Origin of the sequence: Stenotrophomonas aracearum (genome assembly GCF_031834615.1) — a bacterium.
In the GTDB taxonomy this organism is placed as follows: Bacteria; Pseudomonadota; Gammaproteobacteria; order Xanthomonadales; family Xanthomonadaceae; genus Stenotrophomonas; species Stenotrophomonas aracearum.
In genome coordinates this window covers 1,279,176-1,297,890 of the sequence record NZ_CP115543.1, presented here as the reverse complement: position 1 = coordinate 1,297,890, position 18,715 = coordinate 1,279,176, and the positions used below count along the sequence as shown (strand labels likewise).

17 protein-coding genes are annotated in these 18,715 nt (G+C 67.3%); 5 read left to right on the top strand and 12 right to left on the bottom strand.

From position 1 onward, the window contains the following. Nucleotides 1-135 precede the first annotated feature (135 nt). The 4 genes from PDM28_RS06045 to PDM28_RS06030 form a co-directional block, all read right to left on the bottom strand. Entirely contained in the window at nt 136-495 is a 360-nt protein-coding gene (locus PDM28_RS06045; RefSeq protein ID WP_425507637.1) for a glycine zipper 2TM domain-containing protein, read from the bottom strand. Between the two features lie 144 nt (nt 496-639). Next, entirely contained in the window at nt 640-1,608 is a 969-nt protein-coding gene (locus PDM28_RS06040) for a DUF1684 domain-containing protein (protein WP_311184165.1), read from the bottom strand. Nucleotides 1,609-1,613: 5 nt separating this feature from the next. Then, entirely contained in the window at nt 1,614-4,628 is a 3,015-nt protein-coding gene (locus PDM28_RS06035; RefSeq protein WP_311184164.1) for a TonB-dependent receptor plug domain-containing protein, read from the bottom strand. Next, entirely contained in the window at nt 4,609-5,802 is a 1,194-nt protein-coding gene (locus PDM28_RS06030; RefSeq protein ID WP_311184163.1) for an OsmC family protein, read from the bottom strand. Before PDM28_RS06030 ends, PDM28_RS06035 begins: the two co-directional genes overlap by 20 nt. Nucleotides 5,803-5,929: 127 nt before the next feature. Between PDM28_RS06030 and PDM28_RS06025 the strand changes: the two genes are divergently transcribed. The 4 genes from PDM28_RS06025 to katG all read left to right on the top strand — a co-directional run bounded on the left by PDM28_RS06025 (nt 5,930) and on the right by katG (nt 12,289). After that, on the top strand, nt 5,930-6,334 hold the full coding sequence (locus PDM28_RS06025; RefSeq protein WP_311184162.1) for a barstar family protein: 405 nt from the start codon (nt 5,930-5,932) through the stop codon (nt 6,332-6,334). A gap of 226 nt (nt 6,335-6,560) precedes the next feature. Beyond that, nucleotides 6,561-9,116 (top strand): DNA mismatch repair protein MutS, encoded by a 2,556-nt coding sequence (gene mutS, locus PDM28_RS06020; protein WP_311184653.1) that lies wholly within the window; start codon nt 6,561-6,563, stop codon nt 9,114-9,116. Between the two features lie 160 nt (nt 9,117-9,276). Further along, on the top strand, nt 9,277-9,882 hold the full coding sequence (locus PDM28_RS06015; RefSeq protein ID WP_425507636.1) for a DUF937 domain-containing protein: 606 nt from the start codon (nt 9,277-9,279) through the stop codon (nt 9,880-9,882). Between the two features lie 169 nt (nt 9,883-10,051). Then, nucleotides 10,052-12,289 (top strand): catalase/peroxidase HPI, encoded by a 2,238-nt coding sequence (gene katG / locus PDM28_RS06010; RefSeq protein ID WP_311184161.1) that lies wholly within the window; start codon nt 10,052-10,054, stop codon nt 12,287-12,289. Between the two features lie 70 nt (nt 12,290-12,359). Here katG and PDM28_RS06005 read toward each other — a convergent pair whose 3' ends face one another. Then, the gene (locus tag PDM28_RS06005; RefSeq protein WP_070209561.1) at nt 12,360-12,767 is read right to left on the bottom strand and encodes an RNA-binding S4 domain-containing protein; all 408 of its coding nucleotides are present in this window, start codon (nt 12,765-12,767) and stop codon (nt 12,360-12,362) included. A 10-nt stretch (nt 12,768-12,777) separates the two neighbouring features. Beyond that, nucleotides 12,778-13,065 carry a hypothetical protein gene (locus PDM28_RS06000; RefSeq protein ID WP_311184160.1) on the bottom strand — a complete coding sequence of 96 codons (288 nt, stop codon included), beginning with the start codon at nt 13,063-13,065 and terminating at the stop codon, nt 12,778-12,780. Nucleotides 13,066-13,129: 64 nt separating this feature from the next. On the opposite strand from PDM28_RS06000, the gene PDM28_RS05995 reads away from it, so the two are divergent. Next, nucleotides 13,130-14,575, top strand: a complete 1,446-nt coding sequence (locus tag PDM28_RS05995) for an MATE family efflux transporter (RefSeq protein WP_311184159.1) — start codon at nt 13,130-13,132, stop codon at nt 14,573-14,575. Between the two features lie 65 nt (nt 14,576-14,640). Here PDM28_RS05995 and rplS read toward each other — a convergent pair whose 3' ends face one another. The 6 genes from rplS to PDM28_RS05965 form a co-directional block, all read right to left on the bottom strand. Continuing rightward, nucleotides 14,641-15,045, bottom strand: a complete 405-nt coding sequence (gene rplS / locus PDM28_RS05990; RefSeq protein WP_070209559.1) for a 50S ribosomal protein L19 — start codon at nt 15,043-15,045, stop codon at nt 14,641-14,643. Nucleotides 15,046-15,201: 156 nt separating this feature from the next. After that, complete coding sequence (gene trmD, locus PDM28_RS05985; protein WP_311184158.1) at nt 15,202-15,951, bottom strand: tRNA (guanosine(37)-N1)-methyltransferase TrmD; 750 nt, start codon at nt 15,949-15,951, stop codon at nt 15,202-15,204. 3 nt (nt 15,952-15,954) lie between these two features. Next, nucleotides 15,955-16,467: a ribosome maturation factor RimM gene (gene rimM, locus PDM28_RS05980; protein WP_311184157.1), complete on the bottom strand. Its 513-nt coding sequence runs from the start codon at nt 16,465-16,467 to the stop codon at nt 15,955-15,957. 42 nt (nt 16,468-16,509) lie between these two features. Continuing rightward, a complete protein-coding gene (gene rpsP, locus PDM28_RS05975; protein ID WP_070208354.1) occupies nt 16,510-16,770 on the bottom strand; it encodes a 30S ribosomal protein S16 in 261 nt (86 codons plus the stop codon). 136 nt (nt 16,771-16,906) lie between these two features. Next, nucleotides 16,907-17,689: an aminotransferase class IV family protein gene (locus tag PDM28_RS05970; protein WP_311184156.1), complete on the bottom strand. Its 783-nt coding sequence runs from the start codon at nt 17,687-17,689 to the stop codon at nt 16,907-16,909. Continuing rightward, a complete protein-coding gene (locus tag PDM28_RS05965) occupies nt 17,686-18,681 on the bottom strand; it encodes an NAD(P)H-dependent flavin oxidoreductase (RefSeq protein WP_311184652.1) in 996 nt (331 codons plus the stop codon). The genes PDM28_RS05970 and PDM28_RS05965 overlap by 4 nt, the downstream gene beginning before the upstream one ends. Nucleotides 18,682-18,715 lie beyond the last annotated feature (34 nt).

Below are 18,715 nucleotides of genomic sequence, written 5' to 3'. Positions count from 1 at the left end.
CGCAGTCTGAAGCATTGCCCCCGCTGGTGATCCCCCGATCACGCTCGATGCTGAGCCTGCGAACATTCAACAGACGTGAAAAGGGCTGGCACAAGGCCAGCCCTTTTCATTTGCCTGGTTGTACCGACGCCTGAATCAGCGGCGATAGCACTGACGCTCGACTATGCGGTCGCCGTTCTTGCTCTGCGAGTTGCCCTGGATCTGGCGACCGGCCGCGCCACCGGCTACCGCGCCGGCCACGGTGGCGATCTTCTTGCCGCTACCGCCGCCGACCTGATTGCCGAGCAGGCCACCGACCACCGCACCGGTAGCGGTACCGGCAATGCGGTTCGGATCCTTGCTGTTGCGCTGTACCTCGACGTTCTTGCAGACCACCTTGGTGCCGTCATTGAAGCGGCGCCCTTCGTCCTTCGGCCCGTAGGTCTGGGCGCTGGCGCTGAATACCGAGGCCATCAGGGCGGCTGCACACAGCATGTTCCGGGTTGAAAGATTCATGGTTGTCTCCCTCGTCTCATCACGTAGCGCCAGTGTCGGCGCGCGGCTGACAATCCACCGTGAAAACCCGTCGATACCGCGTCAAGGTGGTTCGCCCCGTTCAGGCGGCAGCCGGGGGCGCGAACCTGGCATGCAGCGTGCAGCTCAGTGCTTTGCCAACGCGTACTTCTTCTCCCCGGCAAGCACCGCCAGCCGTTCGCGCTGACCGTTGCCGTGCTGCCAGGCGAGGCGGTTTTCCGGCGGCGGCAGCGGGCAGGTCGCGTAATCGGTATACGCGCAGGGCGGGTTGTAGGCGCGATTGAAGTCCACGACAACCGTGCCGTCCGCCGCGACCGGATCGGTGTGCAGGTAGCGCCCTACCCCGTAACTCAGTTTGCCGGTGGTCTGGTCCTGGAACATCAGGTTCAACCCCTTTTCCGGATCCCCCAGCGCTTCCAACCGCCACTCGCGTCCCTTTTTCTCGAAGGTCACATAGCCCGGATTGGGCGTGTCGGTCACCGTGCCGATCACGCTCGCGATGGGCAGCGTCCTGCCGGCCGGGTGCGGCACGAAGTGCGCCTGCACCCGCCAGTCCGGGTCGGCTGGGAAGAAGTCCAGGCCATGGAAGGCCAAGCGTGCCGGCGCGTCCGCATGGCGCACCCGCAGCGCCAGCCGCTGGCCGCGCTTGATCGCGGTGATCTGGCCCTTGCCCCCGTCATACTCCAGCTTGGTCCCTCCGCCCGCGCCTTCCGGCGTCAACTTCAGCTCGCCGTGCAGCGGCGTGCCGTCGGCGGTGATCGGCACGCCCTCGGTGGGTTGGAAGTACAGGCCGTCGGCGCGCTGCTCCACCTGGCCCAGCCGATCCGGCGCGATCGCCAGGTGGATGGCGTTCTCCTCGCCGCCGCCCACGCTGTGCGTCCCGGGCTCGATCCAGTGCAGTCCGATCAGGCTGATCCAGCCGTCGGGCTTGCCCAGGTCGGCGGCACGCTCGCGGACCCACGCGGCGTGCTCGCGTTGGAACGCATCGGCCACCGGCGCAACGGCGGGCGTGGCGACTGCCACCCTGTCCTGCTGGCTGCAGGCCGTTACGAACAGGCTCGTTACAAACAAACAGGCACGTGCGCGTGTCTTCATGTCGTTCACCAGTTTTTGGAAATGCCGGCGTAGAGGTAACGCCCGTAGGTTTCGTGCAGCGCGCTCAGGTAATTGCCGGAGGCATTGAGCGGCGGTTCCTTGTCGAACAGGTTTCTTGCGCCCACCTCCACCGCAGCGCCAGCGAGCGCGCCCTGGGTGAACTCCTTCTTCACCGACAGCGTCCAGCGCTGGGTGGAGCCCACCACGAACGGCGTGCGGTCGGCGTAGGCACCGGCGGTCACGCTGTCGATGTAGTCGTCGCGCAGGCGCACCGTCCAGTCCTGCAGGTTCCAGATCAGGGTGGCGCTGGCCCGCCATTCGGGCTTGGCGCCATTGATGCCGACTTCGTTGGCCGCGCCCAGGTCCGGCGCGATGATGTTCAGCTGCCCACTGGCGATGGCGGCCGCCACCAGCTGCACCTCGGCGGGCTTCTGCTGGGTGTATTCCCTCAGCTGGCTGGCACTGACCAGAAACGCGAAGTTGCCCCACGCGGTCCCGGTCAGGCGCCAGTTGAAGTTGTAGTCCACGCCCGAGGCGGTCAGCGGATTGCGGTTCTGGTAGCGGTTGTAGACATGCGTCACCACGCCGGCCGGCGCCAGACCCGAACCTTCGAACTGCGCAATGTCCTCGGCGGTCACCGCAGCGCGCACCACGTTCGGGTTGCTGCTGCCCTCCACCACGCGCAGGTACGCGTCGTAGAGCAATTCATCCCCCAGCGTGCTGATCGGATTCTCGACCTTTACCCGCCACGCATCCACGCTCAGGCTGATCGTGCCGAAGCGTTCCGGCACGAACCGCGGCTCGAACACTGCGCCCCACGACGACTGCCGGGTGGTTTCCGGTTTGACATCCTCACCGTAGGAGGTCACTGCGCTTACCGACGGCTTTACCACCGAGCCGCTGCTGAAAGCATTCAAGCAGGCGCTGTAGTCTGGCTGCGCACCCTTGGCGATCAGCGCGTGGCAGCGGATGGCATCGTTGTTGAAACCGAACCCGTAGGTCGGCGGCGAGTTGACCAGCTCCAGTCCGGGTGCGCGGAAGCCACCACTTACCGAGCCGCGCAGCAGCACGCTGTCGTTAACCTTCCAGGCCGCCGCCAGTTTCGGTTTGGCGACCTGCCCCGCATCACTGTAGTCCTCCCACCGTCCGGCCAACTGCAGGTCCAACGACTGCACGAACGGCACGTTCTGCGCGGGCGAGACCAGCGGTACCGCGAACTCGATCAGCGCTGACTTGACGTTGCGGCTGCCGTGGACATCCGGTCGCGGGCTATGGGTGAAGAAATTGCTGCGCGCGATGGTGCCGGTGTACCAGTCCGTGTAGGGGTTGCTGCCGTCGATGTTGTCATCGCGGTCGTCGGTGCGGCTCTCATAACGGTACTCAACGCCCGCCGCCATGCCAATGTCACCCGCGTACCAGCTCAACAGGTCGGAACGGTTGATCTTGAAGTCCCACAGCGCCAGTTCCGCCGTTCCTTCGCGGGTGGCCTCGCCGATGAACGTCGAGGTGTCGTAGGGCGTGGCGTCACCGACGCGGATGCTGGCCGGGTCGCCGCCGCTGAAGGGGTTGTAGGCGCTGGCATCGGTGCGGTTCACCGCTTCGATGAAAGCATCGGTCAGCCCGCCCTGCTGGGTGTCGGTGCTGCGCGCCCGCGAGTACAGCAGCGCGCTTTCCCAGTTCCAGCCACCTTCGGTCCAGCCGCGCACGCCCAGCAGGAACCGCGACTGGTCGTTGTCCACCTTGACCTTTCGAATGCCGGAGTCTGCGAACTGATAGTTGAGCAGCCGGATCGCGTCCGCACCGCGCAGCGACTGCGGCACCCAATATGCGTCCGGGCGGATGTGCAGCAGGAAGCCATCACCGCCGAAGCCGGACTCGCTGCTCACCCAGGACTCGGAACTGGCACGGTAATAGGCCAGTTCGCCGAACAGCTGCAGGTTGTCGGTCAGGTCGTAGCGGCCGCTGGCAAACACGTTGCCCTTGCGGATTGCCGGCGACGAGGTGATGCCGGGCTCGGCCGCCGAATCGTAGTGGTAGCGCGTCGGCACCGAACCACTGGTCAAGGCACCCGTGGTCGGATTGACGTACCAGCTGCCGGTACGGCGCCCACCGGTGTAGGTCTCGAAGTGGCCCCAGGGGGTTCGCGTGCTGAAGCCGGTGGTGCCGTTCGGGTCCGGCACGCTGGTGCCGTCGCCGAGCGGACGGCGGCCATCGGTGGCGGTGAACCACGCATCGGAGTTCAGCTGTGCGGTGCGCTTCGAGAAGCCGTACAGCAGCGACAGGTTGCCGCGCCCTCCGGCAAAGTCGCTGCCGAAGTATCCTTCCAGCGACACGTCTTCGCGGTGGCCGTCGCTCACCTTGCCGTAGTTCAGTTTGATCCCACCGCCATCGGCCAGGTTGCTCGGCATCACCAGGTCGACAACGCCTGCGATGGCGTCGGAGCCGTAGATGGACGACGCGCCATCCAGCAGCAGGTTGACCCGTTCCAGGCCGAACACCGGAATGGCATTGGCGTTGTAGGTGGTGTCGTCGCCGCTGTTGCTGATCGGGTGCTGCACGGTACGGCGGCCGTTGACCAGCAGCAGCGTGTACTTGGAGCCCAGGTTGCGCAGGTTCACCGAGCCGACATCGCCGCGCGCAACGTTGGAGTTGCGGCCTGCATTGGTGGTGCCCTTCTCGGTGATGGCCACATCGCCGAACTGCGGCAGGCTGCGGAACAGCTCGTTGCCGTTGGTCGCCGCCGTGGCGTCGATCTGCTCACGGTCCACCGCAACCACCGGCAGCGCCGCCTGCGCGCCGCCCCCGGCGATCTGCGAACCGAGCACCGAGACCTTGTCCAGCAACCGGGCGTTGGAGCCCTGGGTCTGCGAGGCGGACGCAGTGCTTTCCTCGGCAGGCTCGGCAGCCTCGCCCACGGGCGCCAGCAGCGTGCACAACGCCAGCGCCAGGTGGCTGCGACGCCACGGCAGTCCGCGTTGGCTGCGGCGCACCAGCCCGCTCTCAGCGCGCGGCTTCTGCATACGCGCCTCGCACGATGCTGCCTTCCAGCTTCTGTTCGTCCTTGACCAGGTTGTACAGCGGGCAGGTGGCTTCGACCGACTGGCGCAGCGCGTCGATCTCCTGCTCCGACGCCGGCGATTCAATGCGCACCTTGTAGCGGATATCGCTGAAGCGGGCCGGCGAGGTGACGTTGCTGCCGAAGCGCGGGCTCACCTGGCCGTCCACGGTGAGTTCAAGCGAATCCAGCAGCACGTTCCGCGAGGCGGCCTGCACCTCGAAGATGTGGGTCAGGCAGGTACCGGTCACGCCAAGCAGGTGTTCCTCGACGGTCGGGGCGAGCGCATAGCCCAGCAGTTCGGGCGCGCTGTCGTGCAGCTGCTGGTGGTACCCGTCCTTGCCCAGGAATGTGCGGCGCAGGCCGGTGTGGGGCTCGACGTGGGCGCGTGCGACCAGCGGCTCCGGGCCAGCCGGCTTGGCCTTCCCGGCGGCCGGCTTGACCTGCCTTGCCAGCACCGCCGGACGCTTTTCTTCGGTGATGAAGTCACGCAGGCCAGGCGGAAGCTTCGAATCGCGCGTCGCTGGACTGTGGATGTACTCGACGTCGGCATGGCTGACCTGCTGCGGCCGGGTCACCAGGTCGATGGCCGAGGACTTCTCATGCACGGCGCGCTTGAGTGCCTGCAGCTGCGCATCGGTGGCCGGTGAGTCGATGTAGGCCACGTAGGAAAGGTTGTTCGGGTAGGCCAGGTTCTCGCTCTTGCGCTCGGGAATGCTGGTGAACACCACGTCCAGCGCATCCAGCGGCACGCCCTGCGCAGCCGCCTGCACGATGTATTCGTCGGCCACGGCACTGGCCAGCGTGCCCACCAGCGAGTCCCAGGAACCGGCGCCGAGGTTGTAGCCGGCGTAATCGCGGCCGCTGTCGCTGATGTACTGGAATTCCCCGGTCTGACCTATGCGCAGGCGGCGCACGCCCGAGCGGCTTTCGGCGGTGACCTTGGCGTGGATGGCGGTGGGCGTGGCCGGCTTGGTCGACTGTGCCTGGATGGCATCGTGCTTGGCGGCCAGGTAGGCACGCAGCGGCGAGGCCGCGTCTTCGGCGGAAACGACCTGCGGGGCAGCCAACAGCAGCATTGCAGACAGTGCGGTGGCACCGATAACCTTGAGCGGCGACATGGAGCGGGCGATGGACATGGGCGAGCGGTCTCCGAGGCGGATCGTGAACAGAAGCCCACTCTTCCATGCCGCAACGCCGCAGTTAAATAACCGTTGGCGATTCCCATATACATGTGTGACACCCCATCCCGACGGACAGGACGGAATGACGAACCCGGATCCCCTGGTGCTGGTTTTCGAGGGCGGCGCCGTGCACGACATCCCCAGCTTCTACGCGGAGATCAACCGCGTCTTCATGGCCGACGAGGACTGGCAGCTCGGGCATAGCCTTGATGCGCTGGATGACATGCTTTACGGCGGCTACGGGGTGTTGGCCGGACACGCAGGCGCGACGTTGATCTGGAAGGACATCGAACATAGCCGCAGAGCGCTCGGTGTGGAGACTACCCGTGCCTGGCTGCAGGCTAAGCTGGATGGAAACGACAGGTTCAACCGACCGCACATCGCGGGCCAGTTGCAGGCGCTGGACGCTGGAAAAGGGCTCACTTTCTACCAGATTGTCATGGACATCCTTGCGGCCCATCCCCGCATCAAGGTGTTGACTGGCTGACCCGGGAATACAATGGATCCACACACCCGGATCAGCTCCCCTCCTCACACGCTTTACGTGAGTGACGGGCCCCGGGTTTTTTTTTGCTTCCCATGAAAGCGCAGGACGTGGCACCAAGTGGATCAGCGCAGGGCCCAGCCACGCAGGGCGTGGCTCTACAATAGGGGGACCCGCCTGCCCCGATGGACCCCGCGTGACCCAGAAGCCCGCCGAACACACCCCGCTGATGAAGCAGTTCTTTGCCGCCAAGTCCGATTACCCGGACCTGCTGCTGTTCTTCCGGATGGGCGACTTCTACGAGCTGTTCTACGACGACGCGCGCAAGGCGGCGCGGCTGCTGGATATCACCCTGACCCAGCGCGGCAGCTCCGGCGGCGCGCCCATTCCGATGGCCGGCGTGCCGGTGCATGCCTATGAGGGTTACCTGGCGCGACTGGTGGCGCTGGGCGAGTCGGTGGCGATCTGCGAGCAGATCGGGGACCCGGCGCTGGCCAAGGGGCTGGTCGAGCGCAAGGTGGTGCGCATCGTCACCCCCGGCACCGTCACCGATGAGGCGCTGCTGGACGAGCGCCGCGACACGCTTCTGATGGCACTGTCGCGTGGCAAGAATGGCTATGGTCTGGCCTGGGCCGACCTGGCCGGCGGTCGCTTCCTGGTCAACGAGGTCGATTCCGAAGACGCGCTGGAGGCCGAGCTGGCCCGGCTGGAACCGGCCGAGCTGCTGGTGCCGGACGAAGAGAACTGGCCGGACTTCCTGAAGCAGCGCAGCGGCATCCGCCGTCGGGCGCCGTGGCTGTTCGACGCCGACAGCGGCCGCCGCCAGCTGCTGGCCTTCTTCAAACTGCACGACCTCACCGGCTTCGGCATCGACGACAAGCCGCGCGCCACCGCTGCCGCCGGCGCGCTGCTGGGTTACGTGGAAGAAACCCAGAAGCAGCGGCTGCCGCACCTGACCGCCATCGCCACCGAGTCGGCCAGCGAAGCCATCGCGATGAACGCGGCCACGCGCCGCCATCTGGAGCTGGACACGCGCGTTGACGGCGACACCCGCAACACCCTGCTCGGCGTGCTCGACACCACGGTGACGCCGATGGGCGGGCGCCTGCTGCGGCGCTGGCTGCACCGTCCGCTGCGCCTGCGCGAGGTACTGCAGCAGCGCCACGATGCGGTGGCGACCTTGATCGACCGCGGTGCCGACGGCGATGTGCGCGATGCCTTCCGTGCGCTCGGCGACCTGGAACGCATCCTGACCCGCGTGGCGCTGCGCTCGGCGCGCCCGCGCGATTTCTCCACGCTTCGCGACGGCCTCGGGCTGCTGCCGGAGGTGCGTGCGGTGCTGGCGCCGCTGGATTCGCCGCGCCTGGTGGCGCTGCGCGAGTCGCTGGGTTCGCATGACTCATGCGCGCACCTGCTCGCCTCGGCCATCGCCCCTACCCCGCCGATGAAACTCAGCGACGGCGGCGTGATTGCCGAAGGCTTTGATGCAGAGCTGGACGAACTGCGCCGGCTCTCGACCCACGCCGACCAGTTCCTGGTCGACCTGGAACAGCGCGAGCGCGCCAGCAGCGGCATCGCCACGCTGAAGGTCGGCTACAACCGCGTGCACGGTTACTACATCGAAATCAGCAAGGGCCAGAGCGACAAGGCGCCGGTGCACTACACCCGCCGCCAGACCCTGACCAATGCCGAGCGCTACATCACCGAAGAGCTGAAGTCCTTCGAAGACAAGGTGCTGTCCGCGCGCGAACGTTCGCTGTCACGCGAGAAGCTGCTGTACGAACAGCTGCTGGACACGCTCGGCAGCGAGCTGGAACCGCTGAAGCAGTGCGCGTCGGCGCTAAGCGAACTGGACGTGCTGGCCGGTTTCGCCGAGCGCGCGCAGGCGCTGGACTGGGCCCGCCCCGAGCTGGACAGCGCGCCGTGCCTGCGCATCGAGCGCGGCCGCCACCCGGTGGTGGAAGCGGTGCGTGAGCAGCTGTTCGAGCCCAACGACCTGGACCTGCACCCGGACCGCCGCATGCTGGTGATCACTGGCCCGAACATGGGCGGTAAATCGACCTACATGCGCCAGAACGCGCTGATCGTGCTGCTGGCCCATATCGGCAGCTTCGTGCCGGCCAGCCGCGCGGTGATCGGCCCGATCGACCGCATCCTCACCCGCATCGGCGCCGGCGACGACCTGGCGCGCGGGCAGTCGACCTTCATGGTCGAAATGAGCGAGACCAGCTACATCCTGCACCACGCCACCGCGCAGTCGCTGGTGCTGATGGACGAGATCGGCCGTGGCACCTCGACCTACGACGGCCTGGCCCTGGCCGACGCGGTGGCCCGCCACCTGGCCTTCGAGAACGGCTGCTACACGCTGTTCGCGACCCACTACTTCGAGCTGACCGCGCTCGCGGACGAGCAGCACCAGGGCGGCGCCAGCGGCATTGCGAATGTCCACCTGGACGCGGTCGAGCACGGCGAGGCGCTGGTGTTCATGCACGCGGTGAAGGACGGCCCGGCCAACCGCAGCTTCGGCCTGCAGGTGGCGGCCCTTGCCGGCCTGCCCCGGGCCACCGTGGCCCAGGCCCGGCGCCGGCTGGCCGAGCTGGAGCAGCGTGGCGGCGAGACCGTGACCGCCAGCGTGACACCGCAGGCGCTGGATGCGCCGCAGCAGTTCGGGCTGTTCACCGCCCCGTCCAGCAAGGCGCAGAAGGCGTTGGCGGCGATCGACCCGGACGAGCTGACCCCGAAGCAGGCGCTGGAGGCGTTGTACCGGTTGAAGGCGCTGGTTTAGCCGGAGGTCGGGCCGCTTCGGCCGGATCCGACCCTGCGTGGGCCGGCCAACGGCCGGCGCTACCAAGGCGATGCCCACCCCCGACGTGAAGCCTTCGCATGCCCTTCGTGCAGGCGGCGTTATGCTCCGGCCGTCCCATCCCGGGGCAAAGGAGTCGGTCGTGAATGCGAATTCGCTAACTCAAGCTCTTTTCTCGCAATTGCAGCAAGGCCAAGGCCTGCAGCAGGTTTCCCAGCAGTTGGGCCTGGAACCGCAGCAGGCCTCTTCGGCCATCAGTGCAGCCGTTCCACTGCTGTTGGGTGCACTGGGTACCAATGCCAGCCAGCCACAGGGCGCCCAGTCCCTGCTCAACGCCCTGCAGAAGGACCATCTCGGCGGCGGCGGTGGCGCAGGCGGCCTGGACATTGGCGGCATCCTCGGCGCCGTGCTCGGCGGCGGCGGTAGCGGCGCCACCAACGGGGCCGGCATCCTGGGTCACATGTTCGGCGGGCAGACCTCCCAGGCGGCCCAGCTGCTCGGCCAGAAGACCGGCCTGGACAGCGGACGGTCCACCCAACTGCTGGCCGTGCTGGCACCCATTGTGATGTCGTTCCTGGCCCAGCGCTTCGCCCAGCAGGGCAATGCCGGTGAACTCAGCCAGGCCCTGGGTGCCGAAACGCCTGCTTCCGCCAGTGGCGGCATCGGCGGGCTGCTCAACGCCTTCGACCAGGATGGCGATGGCAAATTTGGCGCGAGCGACGTAGTGGGCATGCTCTTCAAGCGCTGACCCGGTCGCCGGTTCCCTTGGCCGGCGCCCTTTTGATAGATCACGACTATCGATTCCTTAGTTTCAATCAAATTTACCGATAGCAACGCCTTGCATAGGGTAGATGGGCTGCCCTTGCATGCACAGCGGGGCCCCTCCCACATTCGCCAGTCCACAGGTAAAACGACCCATGAAAAGCGAAGCGAAGTGCCCGTTCAACCACGCCCTCGTCGGCGACGCCACCACCAATCGCGACTGGTGGCCCAACCAGCTGCGCGTGGACCTGCTCAACCAGCATTCCTCCCGTTCGCACCCGCTGGATGCGGACTTCGACTACCCCAAGGCCTTCGCCGGGCTCGACTACGCCGCACTCAAGGCCGACCTGACCGCGCTGATGACCGACTCGCAGGACTGGTGGCCGGCCGACTTCGGCCACTACGGCGGCCTGTTCGTGCGCATGGCCTGGCACAGCGCCGGTACCTACCGCATCGGTGACGGGCGCGGCGGCGGCGGCCGTGGCCAGCAGCGCTTCGCCCCGCTCAACAGCTGGCCGGACAACGTCAGCCTGGACAAGGCGCGCCGCCTGCTGTGGCCGATCAAGCAGAAGTACGGCCAGGCCATTTCCTGGTCCGACCTGCTGATCCTTACCGGCAACGTCGCGCTGGAATCGATGGGCTTCAAGACGCTGGGCTTCGCCGGCGGCCGCCCGGATACCTGGGAACCAGACCAGGACGTGTACTGGGGCCGCGAGACCACCTGGCTCGGTGGCGACGTGCGCTATGCGCATGGCTCCGAAGGCGTGGTCGAGGACCACGGCGTGCTGGTCTCCGATGACGACGCCGACGGCGACATCCACTCGCGCAAGCTGGAAAACCCGCTCGCCGCCGTGCAGATGGGCCTGATCTACGTGAACCCGGAAGGCCCGGACGGCAACCCCGACCCCATCAAGGCTGCCATCGACATCCGCGACACCTTCGGCCGCATGGCGATGGACGACGAGGAAACCGTCGCACTGATCGCAGGCGGCCACAGTTTCGGCAAGACCCACGGCGCCGGTCCGGCCGACAACGTGGACGTGGAACCGGAAGCGGCCGGCCTGGAACACCAGGGCCTGGGCTGGGCCAACAAATTCCGCAGCGGCAAGGGCGGCGACACCATCACCAGCGGCCTGGAGGTCACCTGGACGCGCACCCCGGCGCAGTGGAGCCATGATTTCTTCGAGATCCTGTTTGGCAACGAATGGGAACTGACCAAGAGCCCGGCCGGTGCGCACCAGTGGGTGGCCAAGAATGCCGACGCCGTGATTCCCGACGCGCACGACCCGTCGAAGAAGCACCGCCCGACCATGCTCACCACCGACCTGTCGCTGCGCCTGGATCCGGCCTACGAGAAAATCTCGCGCAACTTCCTGGAAAACCCGCAGGCGTTCGCCGACGCGTTCGCCCGCGCGTGGTTCAAGCTGACCCACCGCGACATGGGGCCGCGTGCACGCTACCTCGGCCCGGAAGTGCCGGCCGAAACCTTCATCTGGCAGGACCCGGTGCCGGACGCGCCGAAGGCGCAGATCAGCGCGAACGACGTGGCAGCGCTCAAGCAGCAGATTGCAGCGGCCGGGCTTGGCGTGGCGGAGCTGGTGTCCACCGCGTGGGCCTCGGCGTCGACCTTCCGCGGTTCGGACAAGCGCGGTGGCGCCAACGGGGCGCGCATCCGCCTGGCCCCGCAGAAGGACTGGGCGGTGAACCAGCCCAAGCAGCTGGCCAAGGTGCTGGCCGCGCTGGAGAAGATCCAGGCCGGCTTCAAGGGCGACGGTGGCGCGCAGGTGTCGCTGGCCGACCTGATCGTGCTGGCCGGTGCGGTGGGTGTGGAGCAGGCGGCCAAGGCCGGTGGCCATACGGTCAGCGTGCCGTTCACGCCGGGTCGTACCGATGCGAGCCAGGAACAGACTGATGTGGAATCGTTCGCGGTGCTGGAGCCGTATGCAGATGGCTTCCGCAACTACACCAAGGGTCGTTACGCGGTGCCTGCCGAGGCGCTGCTGATCGACCGCGCGCAGCTGCTGACCCTGACCGGGCCGGAGCTGACCGCGCTGGTCGGTGGCCTGCGCGTGCTGGGGGCGAACGTCGATGGCAGCACCGAAGGCGTGCTGACCGAACGCCCGGGCACGTTGAGCAACGACTTCTTCGTCAACCTGCTGGACATGGGCACCGAGTGGAAGGCCAGCGGTGATGGATACGTCGGCAGCACCCGCAGCAGCGGCACGAAGCGCTGGACCGGCAGCCGGGCGGACCTGGTGTTCGGCTCCAATTCGGTGCTGCGTGCGGTGGCCGAGGTGTACGCCAGTGCGGACGGCGAGAAGAAGTTCGTGCAGGACTTCGTGGCCGCCTGGGCCCGGGTAATGGAGCTGGACCGGTACGACCTGCACCGGTGAGGGATCAGGAGAGGTCCGCAGGGTGCGGGCCTCTCCGGTAGCGCCGGCCGTTGGCCGGCCCTCGCGATGCCTACAACGCGTCGAGGTCCCCCAGCGCACGGATCAACCGCCGCGCACGCTTGTCGGGGCGATGCTCCGGCGGCTGGTAACCATTCCGCGCCGCCGCACGCTGCGCCCTGGCTTCGGCACGACGTGCCAGCGAGGCTTCGCTTTCTGCGTACAACTGCTGCGCCACTGGCGCCGGGCCGCGCAGGTCGCTCAGGCCGCGTACCTGCACTTCATACACTTCATCGCCGCGGCTGATCTGCAGCTGCTCGCCCACGCGCACCGCGCGCGAGGATTTCGGGCGTTGCCCCGCTACGTCGACCTTGCCGGTTTCCACCGCCTGCTTGGCCAGGCTGCGGGTCTTGAAGAAGCGCGCCGCCCACAGCCACACATCCAGGCGGACACTCGGTTCGGGCACGAAAACGTCGGTCATCGGTGAATCGCTACTCCGTTCGTTTGTTCAGCGGCATCGGTTGGGACGGGTCGGTGCGGCAGCCGGTACCCCCGATCAGGGTGGGCACCCCGGCATTCAAATCCTGGCGCTGGCTGCCCACGTTGCATTCGGGGCGGTCGGTAGGCCGGACCTGGGTGTCGCGCATGCGGTCTGTACTGGAACATGCGGCCAGCAGCGCGGCGATCAAGAGGGGCAGCGCGGTGCGGATGAATCGGTCAGGCAGAAACCGGCCGGCAACCGGCACCACGGCGCGGGGTGTTGCGGAGGGCGTGTTCATCGCGATATCCCACTGACGGGCTTGGTGCTAGTGTGCCGCTGTCCGGACCTGATCTCCATAGCACATGGCCAAAGCGCCGCTTGACCTGACCACCGGCCCGATCGGGCGCAACCTGTTCCTGTTCGCCCTGCCGATCCTGGCCGGCAACATCGCCCAGTCATTGAACGGCTCGGTGAATGCGGTCTGGGTGGGCCGCTTCCTTGGCGAGGCGGCGCTGACCGCGACCGCCAACGCCAACAACATCATGTTCTTCCTGATCGGTTCGGTGTTCGGCATCGGCATGGCCGCCACCATCCTGATCGGCCAGGCGATGGGGGCGCGCAACATCGACCAGGCCCGACGGGTGATGGGCACCAGCGCCACGTTCTTCATCGGCCTGTCGGTGGTGATCGCGATTGCGGGCTGGTGGCTGTCGCACCCGCTGCTGGCGGCGATGGGCACGCCGGCGGCGTCGCTGCCGCTGGCCGAGGCGTACCTGCGCATCATCTTCCTGGCGATGCCCACGCTGTATGCGTTCGCCTTCCTCAGTTCGGCGCTGCGCGGCGTGGGCGACTCGCGCACCCCGTTCCGCTTCCTGCTGCTGTCGGTGGTGCTGGACATCGTCTTCAACCCGCTGCTGATCTTCGGCATCGGTCCGTTCCCGCAGCTGGGCATTGCCGGTGCGGCGTGGGCCACGCTGATCGCGCAGACGCTGTCGCTGGTCGGCCTGCTCTGGTACATGCGTAACAAGCGCCACGTGCTGTGGCTGGGGCGCAAGGACATGGCGCTTTTCAGGATCGATACGGAGATCCTGCGCGCGCTGGTGGTCAAGGGCGTGCCGATGGGCCTGCAGATGGTGCTGATCTCGCTGTCGATGATCATGATGATGACCATGGTCAACAGCTACGGCACCGATACGGCCGCGGCCTATGGCGCCTCGCTGCAGCTGTGGACCTACGTGCAGATGCCGGCGATGGCGATCGGCGCGGCGTGCTCGTCGATGGCGGCGCAGAACGTGGGCGCGGGCAACTGGTCACGCGTGCGTGGCACCGCGCGCAGTGGGGTGATGTACAACTTCCTGCTGACCGGCGTGCTGATCCTGCCGTTGATCCTGCTCGACCGTTACACGCTCGCCCTGTTCCTGCCCAGCGGCAGCGAGGCGCTGGACGTGGCGCGCCATCTGAACCACATCGCGGTGTGGTCGTTCCTGTTCTTCGGCGTGAACTTCGTGATTTCCGGCGTGGTGCGATCGACCGGCGCGGTGATTCCGCCGCTGCTGATCCTGGCCGCGTCGTTGTGGGGCATCCGCGTGCCGTTTGCCGAGCTGCTGCAGGACCGCTGGGGGGCCGATGCAGTGTGGTGGAGCTTCCCGATCAGTTCGTTCTGCGCGATGCTGATGTCGCTGGCGTACTACCGCTGGGGCGGCTGGCGCAAGGCGACGATGTTGCCGACGCACCGGGAAGAAATGGCCGCGCCGGCGGAGATTCCGGCCGCGCCGCCATCGCCTGTCGCGGACCCTGATCCTCGGTAGAAACAAAAACGGCCACCTCGCGGTGGCCGTTTCGTTGACGCGATACCCGAAGGTGCCGGTCGGAATTACTGGTTCTTGGCAGCCAGGCGGGCGGCCTTGGCCTGCGCAGCGGCAGCCAGATCTTCCTTGATGCGGGCAGCCTTGCCTTCCAGGCCACGCAGGTAGTACAGCTTGCCGGCGCGGACCTTACCACGACGCTTCACTTCGACCGAGTCGATGATGGCGCTGTGGGTCTGGAAGACGCGCTCGACGCCGTAGCCGTGCGAGATCTTGCGGACGGTGAACGCGGAGTTCAGGCCGGCGTTCTTGGTGCCGATGACAACGCCTTCGTACGCCTGGACGCGTTCGCGGTTGCCTTCCTTCACCTTCACGTTGACGACGACGGTGTCACCCTGGCTGAACTTCGGCAGCTCGCGCGTGATCTGGGCGGATTCGAAATCCGAGAGGATGGTCTTGTTCAGCTTGCTCATGGGTGCACCGATAGTGTTCGGGTGGTCGTGTCGTTTTGACAACGTGGGCTCATGCAGTCACCGGACTGTGCTGCACGTTTTTTGTTGGGTTTCCGGCATCGGGCCCGGTAAGGCCTGATGGGAATCCGCGATTCTAGCGTATTTGGGCGCCCCGCGCTACGGGGACCCGTGCTCGGCCTTGGCCTGGTCCAGCAGCTTGCGGTCGGCCTTGGACAGGGCGGACTCGTCCAGCAGGTCCGGGCGGCGCAGCCAGGTCCGCAGCAGCGACTGCTGGCGGCGCCAGTTGGCGATGGCGGCGTGGTTGCCGGAGCGCAGCACGTCCGGGACATCGCCCCATTCATGGTGTGCCGGCTGGCTGAAGTGCGGGCAGTCCAGCAGCCCCTGCGGGCCTTCGAAACTGTCCTGGGCGGCCGATTCGGCGTCGTTCAGGGCGCCTTCCTGCAGCCGGGTCACCGCGTCCACGATCACCGCCGCGCCCAGCTCACCGCCGGACAGCACGTAATCGCCGATCGAGATTTCCTCGGTCACTTCCGCTGCCAGGAACCGTTCGTCCACCCCCTCATAGCGGCCGCACAGCAGGATCATGCGCGGCAGCGCGGCCAGTTCGCGGACCTTGGCCTGGGTCAGCGGCTTGCCCTGCGGGCTGAGGTAGATCACCGGCGCCGGCGCCGGGTCGGCCGCCTTGGCGGCCGCCAGGCAGGCGCGCAGCGGTTCGATCAGCATCACCATGCCCGGGCCACCGCCGAACGGACGGTCGTCCACCCGGCGATAGTTGCCCTCGGCGTAGTCACGCGGATTCCAACCATGCAGGTCGAGCAGGCCGCGCTCGGCCGCACGGCCGACCACGCCCAGCGCGGCCGACTGCGCCATGAATTCCGGGAACAGGGTGATGACGTCGATGCGCATCGATCAGAACTCCGGGTCCCAATCGACGACGATGAGGTTGGCCTCGAAATCCACCGACACCACGAAGTCCGGCTGCACGAACGGAATCATCCGCTCACGGTCGCCCTGCACCACCAGCACGTCGTTGGAGCCGGTCGAGAACAGGTGCGAGACCCGGCCCAGTTCGACGCCTTCAACGGTACGCACCTGCAGGCCTTCCAGGTCGACCCAGTAATACTCGTCGGCCTTCGGCGGCGGCAGTGCGCTGCGTGCTACATAGACTTCGGTTCCGAACATCGACTCGACCACGTCGCGGTCGGTGACATCGGGAAACACCGCCACAAGATGCTTGCCGGACTGGCGTCCACGCGCGCCCTTGAGGGTGCTCTCCTGGCCGGCGGGCGTCCGCAGGATCCAGGGCTGATAGTTGAAGATGGCGGTACGCGGCTCGGTCCAGGACTCGAGCTTTATCTCGCCTCGCACACCAAAAGCGCCGACAATCCTGCCCAGCAGGATGCGGCGCTCGGTATCTTTCATCTGCGTATGCCGACGGGCCGCGCCAGGCGCGGCCCTTCAGGATCAGGCCGCGACGGCCTGGGCCTTGGTCGCTTCCTTGTACAGGTTGCGGACCTTGTCGGTCATCTGGGCGCCGTTGGCGACCCATGCGTCGACCTTCGGCAGGTCCAGCACGATGCGGGACTCGGCACCCTGGGCAACCGGGTTGTAGTAGCCGACGCGCTCGATGTTGCGGCCGTCGCGCGCGCTGCGCGAGTCGGTCACGATGATGTGGTAGAACGGACGCTTCTTGGCGCCGCCGCGGGTCAGTCGAATCTTGACCATGGTGGTATTTCCTCTATTGCCCAGTCGCCAGGATGGCGCGGTAAGCCGGCGATTATAGCGGCGGGGGCTGGGCATTCCAAGCCCGGGAAGATCGTCGAACCTGAATGGGGCCCTGCGGGACACGCGTGGCGTGTCTCTACAGGGGTATCCACGTTTGGGCGGCCAGGATTTCGGCCGCGCGCTGCGACAGTGCCTCCGATCCGGGGAACCGGTACCCGTCAATGCCCGCGATCGGCCAGACGTCGGTGGCGTTGAGGCCTATCGCCGCGTCGAACCCGCCCAGCTGATCCAATCCTACCGGCGCTAGTTGCGGTTCCCCACCCCACCCCGCCTGCAGCAGCCGCTCGTGCGTGCCGCGCAGGGCCGGCGCCTGCGGCCATACCAGTTCGCCGCCACGCGCAAACGCCACGTTCCAGGTGCTGCCTTCGCTGATCCTGCCCTGCGCGTCCACGAACAAGGCGTCATCGAAACCGTCCTGCATCGCCTGCCGACGCTGCTGGAACAGCGCGAACGTGCCCACGTGTTTGAGGTGCGGCAGGTCGCGCTGATACACCACGCTGCGTACGTGCTTCGGCGTACCCCGCATGGAAGCCGGCGCCGCCACGGACACCAGCACATCCACCGGCACCGCCTTCAGCGGCTGGCGGAAATCGAACGCGCGCGAGAACACGGTGACCCGCACCGACGCATCGGACACACCTTCGGCCTGCAGCGCCGCCGCGATCCACGCCTGCACCCGGGTGCCATCCAGCGCGGTGCCGAACAATTCCTCCGTTCCCTGCCGCAGCCGGCGCAGATGCAGGTCCAGCCCCTGCACGGCAGCCCCACGCACCTGCAGCGAGGTGAAGTGGCCGTAATTGACCAGTGCAGCCGCGAGGTCCGCAGCAGTCGCAGGGTGCCCGTTGCAGTACACGCTCATCCGAGCAGCTCGCGCACGTCAGCCCACAGTGACTGCAGCACGTCGGCCGCAGGACGCTCCGGCGCCATCCAGGCCGACTGCCCCGCCCACGCCTGCATCGCATCGATGCGGTGCTCACGAGTGGCCTGCGCGCGCATCGGCGCGGTCAGTCCGCGCTGCACCGGATACGGACGCGGTGGCGGCGCGGCGGGATCGGCTGCAGCACGCACATAGGCCGTGGCCAGGCCACGACCGAGTCGGCCGCTGAAGGCGCGCGTCGGCCAGGTGTCTTCCGGTTCGGCTGCTGCCAGTGCCTGCGACCAGGCCGGATCGATCGCGCATTCGGGCGTCCGCAGGAATGCCGTACCCACCTGAACCGCGCTGGCGCCCAGCATCAGGGCGGCCGCCACGCCGCGCCCATCGGCGATGCCGCCGGCAGCGATCACCGGCACCTGCAAACGGTCGGCCAGGCGCGGCACCAGGGCGAACAACCCGACCAGCTGGCGCTCGGCCGCTGCCGGGTCGAATGCGCCACGATGGCCACCCGCCTCGAAGCCTTGCGCGACCACTGCATCGGCACCGGCCGCTTCGGCGGCCAGCGCTTCGGCCAGGGTGGTGGCGCAGGCAAACCAGGCAATGCCGGCGACCTTCAGGCGCTGCACCTGGGTCTCGGAAAACACGCCCATGATGGTCGATGCCACCGCCGGGCGCGCCGCGATCAGTGCGTCGAACTGCGCATCAAAATCGGCAGGGCCGCCGTCGGCCGCTTCGGCCGGTACCTCCGGCCCCCACTGCGCGAGAAACGCGCGGCTGGCCGCTTCCGCAGCGGCGTCTCGCAGCGGCGCGTCGTCGGGAATCCACACGTTGACCTGGGCCGGGCCGCTGGACTGGGCGCGGAACGCGTCCATCCACGCCACGATGTCCTGGGGCTGCGAGAGCACTGCGCCCATCGCGCCCATGCTGCCGTGATTGGCCAGTACAGCCGAAAGCGCCACCGGGCAGGCGCCCGCCATCGGGGCCAGCAGGATCGGGGCCTGCAATGAAAAA